Annotated in this window: 8 protein-coding genes and 1 pseudogene; 3 read left to right on the forward strand and 6 right to left on the reverse strand. The window is 46.0% G+C overall.

The genetic code is table 11. The features are described from left to right. Positions 1-183: hypothetical protein (locus tag HMPREF1028_RS15650; protein ID WP_232203851.1), on the forward strand; the 183-nt coding region annotated here is incomplete at its 5' end. Positions 184-318: 135 nt separating this feature from the next. Here HMPREF1028_RS15650 and HMPREF1028_RS12315 read toward each other — a convergent pair. Continuing rightward, positions 319-1,125, reverse strand: coding sequence for an inner membrane protein YpjD (locus tag HMPREF1028_RS12315; RefSeq protein WP_036529793.1), 807 nt, complete (start codon positions 1,123-1,125; stop codon positions 319-321). Between the two features lie 116 nt (positions 1,126-1,241). On the opposite strand from HMPREF1028_RS12315, the gene ffh reads away from it, so the two are divergent. Continuing rightward, positions 1,242-2,612: a signal recognition particle protein gene (ffh, locus tag HMPREF1028_RS12320; RefSeq protein WP_009313112.1), complete on the forward strand. Its 1,371-nt coding sequence runs from the start codon at positions 1,242-1,244 to the stop codon at positions 2,610-2,612. Positions 2,613-2,802: 190 nt separating this feature from the next. On the opposite strand, the gene HMPREF1028_RS12325 is transcribed toward ffh, so the two are convergent. Both HMPREF1028_RS12325 and rpmE read right to left on the reverse strand, forming a co-directional pair. Further along, positions 2,803-5,712: a YadA-like family protein gene (locus tag HMPREF1028_RS12325; RefSeq protein WP_009313113.1), complete on the reverse strand. Its 2,910-nt coding sequence runs from the start codon at positions 5,710-5,712 to the stop codon at positions 2,803-2,805. Positions 5,713-6,114: 402 nt separating this feature from the next. Continuing rightward, entirely contained in the window at positions 6,115-6,330 is a 216-nt protein-coding gene (gene rpmE / locus HMPREF1028_RS12330; RefSeq protein ID WP_003760375.1) for a 50S ribosomal protein L31, read from the reverse strand. 434 nt (positions 6,331-6,764) lie between these two features. Between rpmE and HMPREF1028_RS12335 the strand changes: the two genes are divergently transcribed. Beyond that, entirely contained in the window at positions 6,765-7,298 is a 534-nt protein-coding gene (locus HMPREF1028_RS12335; RefSeq protein ID WP_094113087.1) for a DapH/DapD/GlmU-related protein, read from the forward strand. Positions 7,299-7,383: 85 nt separating this feature from the next. Here HMPREF1028_RS12335 and cysS read toward each other — a convergent pair whose 3' ends face one another. The 3 genes and pseudogenes from cysS to HMPREF1028_RS14975 form a co-directional block, all read right to left on the reverse strand. Then, positions 7,384-8,805 (reverse strand): cysteine--tRNA ligase, encoded by a 1,422-nt coding sequence (gene cysS / locus HMPREF1028_RS12340; RefSeq protein WP_009313116.1) that lies wholly within the window; start codon positions 8,803-8,805, stop codon positions 7,384-7,386. A gap of 33 nt (positions 8,806-8,838) precedes the next feature. After that, positions 8,839-9,282 (reverse strand): restriction endonuclease, encoded by a 444-nt coding sequence (locus tag HMPREF1028_RS12345; RefSeq protein ID WP_009313117.1) that lies wholly within the window; start codon positions 9,280-9,282, stop codon positions 8,839-8,841. Between the two features lie 38 nt (positions 9,283-9,320). Beyond that, positions 9,321-9,453, reverse strand: a pseudogene (locus HMPREF1028_RS14975) (GTPase ObgE); the annotation flags it as partial.

Here is a 9,453-nt window from a genome sequence, read left to right on the forward strand (position 1 = left end):
AATTATAAAGCATTTCATCTCATTGTCAATCAAAACTTTTCTTATAAACCTCGAAAAATCAGACCAACTGTGATATACTTACCTGTTCGTTCAATCACCGCCAAAGCAGCGAAGAACCGAACTATACCCCCCTCCTCAAAAACCGTCAACCCCCAAAACCGCAAAAAATTCCACAAAACCTAACAACAACCTGAAATACAAAGACTTTTATTTCAAAATATTCTCAAACCAAACTCAATCAACAGCAAAGGTCGTCTGAAATCCCTTTCAGACGACCTTTATTAATCCAAATACACTATTACCCGAATAACTCTCATCTTAACGCTGCAGCAAGATTTCCAATACAAACTTGCTTCCTACATAAGCGAACATTAGGCTGACAAACCCGATGATTGTCCAAACGGCTGCTTTTTTACCCCGCCATGCCGTCATACTGTGCTTAAGCAGCAACGCACCGTAAATTATCCATGAGAGAATGCCGAATACGGTTTTATGGGTAAATGTAACGGGTTTACCGAATACAGCCTCTGCAAAAAATGTCCCGCTGACAACCGAATAGGTCAATAAAATAAAACCTACCCACATCCCTTGGAACATGAGCTTTTCCAAACTCAGTAAAGACGGCAGAAAACCGGACAAACTGGAAACACGTCGCCTATGCAGGTTACGGTTGAGCAGCAAAATCAAAACGGCAAACAATGTCACAATGCCGAATAAACCGTATGCCAGCAGCGATGTACCAATGTGCGACATAAACGGCAAATCATTGATTTGGTAACCGACATATTTACCCGGAAACAGCGCGCCCAATAATAAGGTAACCGCTGCACAAGGGTATAAAAGCAGCTGCAATCCGCGCAGACGATAGAAAAAACTACCAACGAAATACACCAGCAGCATCAACCATACAATCAAACTGATGGAATACCCAAAGCCCATAATCAAAATCTTGTCTTGAATGACAGGCATAAGCAATACGGCACCGTGCATGGTCAGCGCAGCACCCAAAACAGCTAATTCGGCTTTTAGAGGATAATCTTTAATCTCTTGGGTCTTGTGGTTGAACCAAACGAATATACCCAATCCAGCATACACCAGCATCAGGCAAATCAGGATAGTCGGCATAACAAACTTTCTTGGCGCGCATACATAACCGCACGCGATAGTGTAAAATAATCTCAATTTTATTTTAGCAAAGAATGCCCCGAACAGGGCAGCTATTATCATTACCAAGGACAAGCATGTTAGACAACTTAACCAACCGCTTTAGTAAAGTTTTCAAAAATATCCGCGGTCAAGCAAAACTGACAGAAGACAACATCAAAGAGGCGCTGCGGGAAGTCCGCCTTGCCCTGCTCGAAGCGGACGTAGCCCTGCCCGTCGTAAAAGAATTTGTCAACAACGTCAAAGAAAAAGCCCTCGGGCAGGAAGTTGCCGGCAGCCTGACCCCTGATCAAGCCTTTATCGGCGTCGTCAACCAAGCCCTGATCGAATTGATGGGCAAGGAAAATTCCTCTTTGGACTTGGCAGCTGTACCGCCTGCTGTGGTCTTAATGGCAGGTCTGCAAGGTGCCGGTAAAACCACCACCGTCGGCAAACTCGCCCGCCTGCTGAAAAACGAACAGAAGAAAAAAGTCTTGGTCGTTTCAGCCGACGTGTACCGCCCTGCTGCTATTGAACAGTTGCGCCTTTTGGCTGAGCAAGTCGGCATTGACTTCTTCCCTTCCGATTCCAATCAGAAACCTGTCGAAATTGCCACTGCTGCGATTGATTATGCAAAAAAACACTTTTACGACGTCTTGATGGTCGATACCGCCGGACGCTTGGCGATTGACGAAGAGATGATGAATGAAATCAAAGCGCTGCACGCAGCCGTCAATCCCGTAGAAACCTTATTCGTCGTTGATGCCATGTTGGGTCAAGACGCTGTAAACACCGCACAAGCATTTAACGAAGCCTTGCCGCTGACCGGCGTCATCCTGACCAAAATGGACGGCGATTCACGCGGCGGCGCGGCATTGTCTGTACGCCACGTTACCGGAAAACCCATCAAATTTATCGGTATCGGTGAAAAAATCACAGGACTCGAACCCTTCTACCCGGACCGCATCGCCAGCCGTATCCTCGGCATGGGCGACGTGTTAAGCCTGATTGAAGATGTACAAAAAGGCATAGACGAAGAAGCCGCCGCCAAAATGGCGAAAAAACTGCAAAAAGGCAAAGGCTTCGACCTCAATGACTTTAAAGAACAAATCCAGCAAATGCGTAATATGGGCGGACTGGAAAGCCTGATGTCAAAAATGCCGGGCGAACTGGGTCAGATTTCCAAACAAATTCCCGAAGGCACGGCAGAAAAAGCCATGGGTAAAGTCGAAGCCATCATCAACTCCATGACGCCCAAAGAACGCGCTAATCCAGCCCTGCTCAAAGCCAGCCGCAAACGCCGCATTGCCGCAGGTGCCGGCACCAGCGTGGAGGAAGTCAATAAAATGCTCAAACAGTTCGAACAATCGCAACAAGTTATGAAGATGTTTAGCGGGAAAGGACTGGGCAAACTGATGCGTATGGCTAAAGGTATGAAAGGCATGAAAGGAATGTTCCCCGGAATGTAATCAGCAGGGAATATAAGAGAGGTCGTCTGAAAACTGAAATTGGGTTTTCAGACGACCTCTCTTTATGTATAGGCATCAGGAGTTAAGCCTTTTCTTCGAGATTCATGTACGCTTGGGCAAACCCGCCAGACAAAACAAAAAACCCGCAGCATAGCTGCGGGTTTGATACCTATTTAACACTAACCCAGTATTACCATTCGTAGTTCACGCCTACGTTGTAAGATGCAGAGCCGCCTGAAGAGGTGCCCACTGCAAGACCGGCTTTAGCTGCAAAGTTTTCATTGAAGCGGTAGCCTGCACCGACTGCAACTGCGGTGTCAGATTTGAAACCACCCAAAGCAGCGGTAACGTTGAACTTACCAACGCTGTAAGGTTGGAACAGACCGCTGAGGGCTGCTTGTGCAGCCAGGCCTTGGCGGGTCTCTTTGCGCAGATTAGCTACGTTTTTATCCAAGCTGTCGATACGCGCTGAGTTTTTAGCAATGCCTGCAGCGTGTTGGTTGCTTGCTGTTTGCAGCGTAGCAATATCGGCTTTGTTAGCGGCAACTTGTGTGGCATTAGCTTTAACTGCATCTTGGGCTTGAGCAGCAGCAGTTTGCGCCGCACTTGCTACATTATTGGCAGCATCAGCGGATGTTTGTGCAGCTTTGGCATGGCTTTCAGCAGTTTCAGCAGATTTTTGGGCAACTTCAACAGAACCTTGTACAGACCTAGCTGATTTTTCAGCTTCAACAGCTGCATTTTTAGCAGTTTCAATATCAGCTTTATCAGCTTTTTTGTCAATTGCTGCTTTGTTGGCATCAATATCTTGACGGTTAACTTCTAAAGCTTCCATCGCTGCTTTACCTGCCAAGGCAAGGTCACCAATGTCTTTATCCAGGCTGGTGATGGCGTTGTTGAAGCCTTCGTTAGCTTCTTTTTGCTCTTCAAGAGCGGCAGTATTTTCAGCGATTGCTGCTTTGTTGGCGTCGATATCTTGACGGTTAGCTTCTAAAGCATCAGCAGCTGCTTTGCCAGCTAATGCGAGATCACCGATGTATTTCTTATTGGCATCAATATCTTTACGGTTGGCTTCTAAAGCCTCAGTTGCTTTCAGACCTGCTTGTGCCAAGTCAACGATGTCTTTATCGTGACGAGTGATAGCTGCGCTAGTTGCATCACTCAGGGCAGTTACTTCATCACCGATGTCGTTAACTTTTTTGCCCATATCGGCAGTATATTTTGCTAATTCTTCGAAATCAGCTTTGTCGGCTTTTTTATCAATTGCTGCTTTGTTAGCATCAATGTCTTGGCGGTTAACTTCTAACGCATCAGCTGCAGCCAAACCTACTTTTTTCAAAGTACTGATATCTTCATCCAAGCTAGCAATCGCATTGTTAAAGCCTTCGTTAGCTTTCTCTTGCTCTTTCAGAGAAGCAGTATTTTCAGCAATTGCTGCTTTATTGGCATCGATGTCTTGACGGTTAGCTTCTAAAGCATCGGCTGCAGTTAAGCCTGCTTTTTTCAAATTAACGATGTCTTCATCAATACGGGCAACAGCTGTTGTAGTCGCATCACTCAGGCTGGTAACTTCGTCACCGATGTCGTTAACTTTTTTGCCCATATCGGCAGTGTATTTTGCCAATTCTTCGAAATCAGTTTTGTCAGCTTTAGTTTCGATTGCCGCTTTATTAGCATTCACATCTGCGCTGATAGCGTTAACAACTTCCGCGGTTTTTACTAATGCCTCGCTGTTGTCGTTGACGGTTTCAGTCAAGTCACCCAACGCTTCATCGTGCGTTGCGACAACTTCTTTCAAGCCCAGACCTTTAAACTCGTCGGCTTCAACATCTTCTTTGGTTGCTGTTTTGACAGACTTAACACCATCGTCATCGGTAACGATGATTTCATCTTTTTCTTTGAAACCGTTGAGTTCTTGGGCATTTTCGATTGCTGCAAATGCGGCTTGTTCGGCAGCCTTTTTAGCTCTTTCAGCCTCAGCGGTCAAATCAGCAAGACTTTGGTCGTGTTTCGCTGCAACTTCTTTCAAGCCCAGTCCGCCAAATTCGTCCTGCTCAACATCTTCTTTGGTAGCTTTTTTGATAGATTTGATACCTTTATCATCGGTAACGACGATTTCATCACCTTCTTTAAAGCCATCAAATTTTTGAGTGTTTTCTGCAATGGATAAGGCAGTTTGTTCAGTTACCGCCTCCAGTGATTTAGCCAAAACTTCTACGCCTTTGCTTGCCTGGTCGGCTTTATCGGCAACTGCATCAATTTTAGAAGCAGCATCCACTGCTTTATCGGCGGCGTCTTTGGCTTTATCAGCAGCATCCACAGCTTTATCGGAGGCATCTTTGGCTTCTTTTATTTTGCTGTCAACGTTAGCAGAAAGCGCGGTTACTTTGTCTTCGGCGGCTTTGGCGTTGGCTTTGGCATCCGCTGCGTCTTGTGCCAGGCTGTCCACACGGGTGTTTACTGCGGTTACGTCTTCGCTTACTTTTTCAATGGATTCGGAGAGCTCAGATGAAGCTTTGGAAATTTCACTGTCCACTTCGTCAAATTTGGAGGAAATGTCCTCTCCCATTTTGGTGACTGATTTATTCAGATCGTTCACACCCGTGGCAACTTCAGCAATACGATTACCATTGGTGGTAATGGCAGTTTTCAGTTCTTCGATGGTTTCGTCTTGATCATCTAAAGCAGCCGATGTTTCTTCTGCCAATTTGTCCACGCGGGCATTGACGGCAGTAAGGCCACCTGCCAAGCCTACACCTTTCAGGCTGTCGGCTTCGATATCTTCATTAGTGGCTTTACGGACGGTTTTTTTACCATTGGCATCAGTTGTAATGAAATTTGAACCAGACGCAAAACCATTAATGGTTTGTTCTAACTCTAAGGTTTTCAAAAGCAGTGCATCGCTATCTTTTTTGAAAGTCAGCTTACCGGTATCTTTATCAAACGTCGTACCTTCGCCGAAAACAGTAAAAAATGCTGCTTTCCCCTGATTTTTTTCTGTGACGGCTTGTGCGAAGTTTACTTCTTCTGCGGCCGCTGCGCCGCTCACTACGGCTGCCGCAACAGCCATGCTTAATACTTTTACATTGAATTTTTTCATGTTTTTTACCTTTTGTGGTGGGTGTAAGGACGTTATTCAAGCTTCTCTTTTCCCCGTAAACTGAAAAAGGGACACCGCATGGTCTTAACGGTGATAGTCACTTGAAGAAAGTTGCGCCTACAATTGTAAAAAAATGAAATTTAAATGCAAGTATTTTGCATAACTTTTTTGCATATTGTGAAAATATGTTGCACAAATACATCATCTGCATAAGACGGGCAAATACTCAGCAAATAATTTAGATAAATCATTTACCCATTCTTGATGATGAAAACATATTGGCGTATAAACCGTTGTTTGTTACGCTACGCAGTATGTCATTGAGTTCCAAATTGACTGTTTTTAGGGCATGAAAACAAAAAAGACTGCGTAAAGCAGTCTTTTTTCGTCACAAATCGGCGATTAGCGTTTGAACAGGTTGCCGAATTTGTTGTTGAATTTATCCACGCGACCGGTAGTGTCGACGATTTTTTGAGTACCGGTGTAGAACGGATGGCACAAAGAACAAACCTCGATGTTGAAGCTGTCTTTTTCCAGAGCGGATTTGGTGACGAATTTGTTACCGCAGGAGCAGGTAACGTTGATTTCGTGGTAATTAGGGTGGATACCTTGTTTCATATTGTTTCCTTTCGATTAAGCGGGCATAGGGGATGTGCCTATGCTTCAAACAAGCTGGCGATTATTGATAATTTTTGTTTGTTTGTCAAGAGGATATTACCTTTACTCTGGCTAAGAACCTAAAAAATCGTTATTTTTCGGTATGGTAAGCGAATTTACTGGAATAACGTATTGTTGTCAGGCGTTTGACCGGGCGATATTTGTTGTAAATAAGGTTTTTAGTGTTATCTGCTATCAAGCCGTATATTCGGGCAGCAGATTGGTTTTGAAGCAGTAAGCCGTTGTTCATTCGAATCCACACTCATTCTAACAAATCCATCACAAACAGCATTATGTAGCTTGTGATTGTGAATCAGATTATGCATATACCGAAATTTACCATTTTTCATAAACTTCATCTTACACCGCGTGTCTCATGTGAACCTGTCCTCAAAATGGAAAATCGGATGAGTATTAAAATAAAAATGTGTTCTTGGCTGCTGCGCGGACTGGGCGGAATGTTGCCTCAGTCTTATATGAGGGTTATAGGACCGCCTTCTCAAAAAATCAGATCTTTCCTTGCATCGGGAATTTCCTCGCATATCGGCAAAAACGTCAATATTGAAAAAGGTGCGTATGTCATGCCGGATACGGTGATCGGCGATAACTCGGGGGTCGGTGTCAATTGCGAAATATGCTACGGTCTGACGATAGGAAATAATGTCATGATGGGGCCGGAATGTTTGTTTTATTCCAATAATCACAAGTTTAATCGTGAGACTTTGAAATATGAGGGCTATACGGAAATCAATCCGATTGTGATTGAGGATGATGTTTGGATCGGACGGCGCGCGATTATTATGGGCGGCGTCCGGGTAGGTAAAGGAGCAGTCATCGGCGCAGGGGCCGTAGTAACCAAAGATGTGCCGCCGTATTGCGTCGCCGCTGGGAATCCTGCGGTTATCAAGAAGAACCTGATAGAAGATTAAGTACACACATCACGATTTCCAACCAAATATATATAAAGGTCGTCTGAAAATGTTTTCAGACGACCTTTTTTCGTATCAAAGCAAATTAGCCGCGCCGCCAAGTCGTACCGCCGGCGTTGTCTTCCAGAATGATTTTGTGTTCGTTCAGAAGGTCGCGGATGCGGTCGGACTCCGCCCAGTTTTTATCTGCGCGCGCCTGTTTGCGTCGGGCGATTAAGTCTTCGATTTCTTCGTTGGAGAGGCCGTCTGAAACCGCACCGCCTTGCAGGAACTCAGTCGGGTCGCGTTGCAGCAGGCCGATGATGCCGCCCAAGGCTTTCAGGCAGCCGGCGAGGTGTACATCATTGGTTTTGTTCACTTCGCCTGCCAGTTCAAACAACACGGCAACGGCTTCAACCGTACCGAAATCGTCGTTCATGGCGGCGTAGAAGCGGCGGGTGTAGTCGTTGGCATTTTCGGACAATTCGAACGCGGCAGCAGGAGTGTTTTTCAAGGTGGTGTACAGGCGTGTCAGTGCGCCTTTGGCGTCGTCCAGATGCGCGTCGGAATAGTTCAACGGGCTGCGGTAGTGGGCGCGCAGGATGAAGAAGCGCACGACTTCGGGGTCGTATTGTTTCAACACTTCGCGGATGGTGAAGAAGTTGCCCAACGATTTGGACATTTTTTCGCCGTCCACGCGGATGAAGCCGTTGTGCAGCCAGTATTTGACGTGGCTGGCAATGCTTTGACCGTGGTGGGTTTGCGCGTGGTCATGGCCGCAGGTATGCCCCGTCGCGCCGACGCTTTGGGCAATTTCGTTTTCATGGTGCGGGAACTGCAAATCCGCGCCGCCGCCATGAATGTCGAAAGTATCGCCGAACAGGTTTTCACTCATGGCAGAGCATTCGATGTGCCAGCCCGGACGGCCGTTGCCCCACGGGCTTTCCCATGCAGGTTCGCCTGCTTTCGCCGCTTTCCACAACACAAAATCAAGCGGATCGCGTTTGAAACCATCCACTTCCACGCGCTCGCCCGCTCGCAGGTCGTCCAGCGATTTACCCGATAATTGTCCGTAAGCGGCAAATTCGCGCACGGCGTAGTAAACGTCGCCGTTTGCAGCAGGATAAGCCTTGCCGTTTTGAATCAGGGTCTCAATCATGGCAATCATTTGCGGAATGTTTTCCGTCGCCTTCGGCTCGATGTCGGGACGCAATACGCCCAAAGCATCGGCATCTTCGTGCATAGCCTGAATGAAGCGCGCGGTCAGTTCGCCGATGGTTTCGCCGTTTTCAGCCGCACGGGCGATGATTTTGTCGTCGATGTCGGTAATGTTACGCACATAAGTGAGCGGATAACCGCACTCGCGCAGCCAGCGGGCAATCATGTCGAACACAACCATCACGCGGGCATGGCCTAAGTGACAGTAGTCGTAAACAGTCATGCCGCAAACGTACATACGCACGTTTTTAGGATCGATGGGGGTGAAGGGTTCTTTTTGACGGGTCAGGGTGTTGTAGATGGTTAGCATGGGATTTTCAATTTTTGTTTAAACGGGGGTAAATTATTTGGATTTTTTGTGCAAGCAGAATTCAAATACGTTTCGTTCTGGGCCATTATTAGTTGCATGTTCTTTTTTAACTATATAAGGCTGATGTTCATCTAATATAAACTCACCAATGTATCGGACATGAGCATTTAGTGTGTCATTGGCAAAGACACGGATGGCTTTTCCTGTCTGTTTATGATCCAAGAGAGCTTTATTCCCATTTATCATACGCTGATCACCACGTTGCCCTTCACCACAATAAAATAGAGTAGTTCCCTTCTCATCCCAGCGATCATAATAGCCGTGGTTTTCGCCTTTTTCTGGGTGAGTAAAAAGGAAGATATTGGGTGTTTTTGCCGAAGCAGCAATACCACTTTGTCTATTGCCGCCATATTGGTCATGCAATTCTGAACGTTTAATAATATCGTTTTCTTGTAAAGAGAAAGAATTGGAAGACATCTAGCTCTCCATTGATTAAAAAGGCTGCCTGAAATTTTTTATTCCGGCTTAAACACACCTGTATCCGTTTTAGGCTGCTGCTCGGCAATCTCGGTATTTGCCGCTGCCTGCTCCGCTTCGGTTTTTTCAGCTTCGATGCGTTTTTTCTCGGTCAGGTATTGGTTGATTTGG

This window comes from Neisseria sp. GT4A_CT1 (assembly GCF_000227275.1).
GTDB lineage: Bacteria > Pseudomonadota > Gammaproteobacteria > Burkholderiales > Neisseriaceae > Neisseria.